We start from the raw sequence: 731 nt of genomic DNA on the forward strand, positions 1-731 counted from the left end.
CGAGCTTAGCGCGCAAGTTACGCACATGCACATCCACCGTGCGCTCCACGGAGGCCGCGCCGGACAATTTGGCCAACAAAACGCGGCGTGTAAACACGCGACCCGGCGCGGCCATTAATGCAGTAAGGATTTCAAACTCGGAGGGCGTCACCTCTATTGCGCGTTCACTCACTTTCACCAGCCGCGTGTCTTGGTCTAGCGTCAGCTCGCCCACGCGCAGAACGCGGCCTGCCGTCACTTCCGCATTCGCGCGGCGCAAGGCGGCCCGCACCCGGGCCAACATCTCATCCATCTTGGCCGTGAGCATAATCACGGGCGCGGCGGAATCACGCCGAAAGTGGCGTACAAACTCATAGCCATCCACTTCGGGCATCATCACATCCACAATCACCAAATCCGGCTTCTCTTGTTTAGCCGCAATCAGCCCTTCGCGCCCATCACTGGCCGTAATAACGCGGTAGCCCTGCTCGGCAAAAAAATCGCGGAGCATTTGGCGCATACTGGTTTTGTCTTCGGCGATGAGGAGTGTTTTCACGTCTGCCATTCTAACAGGGGCAGGCGCGAGCCTGAGATTGAAAAAGTTGGTTGCGAGCATAGTGGTATATAAGACCTCGGAGGTGAATGCACTTGAGTCTGAACACTTTAGGTTATCTGCGCTCACCTCCGAGGTCTGCAATTTACGGTTGTTGGCGGCCGCCTGCGTCACCCACCGGCCCGCGTACCGCCGCTGT

At 58.1% G+C, this 731-nt stretch carries 1 protein-coding gene; it reads right to left on the reverse strand.

Going from position 1 to position 731, the window contains the following annotated elements; translation table 11 throughout:
* Positions 1-499 (reverse strand): response regulator transcription factor (locus JNK54_10765; GenBank protein MBL8024740.1); only part of this gene is annotated, 499 nt, incomplete at its 3' end.
* Between the last annotated feature and the right edge of the window lie 232 nt (positions 500-731).

It is taken from the genome of Elusimicrobiota bacterium (assembly GCA_016788905.1).
In the GTDB taxonomy this organism is placed as follows: Bacteria; Elusimicrobiota; Elusimicrobia; order FEN-1173; family FEN-1173; genus JADKHR01.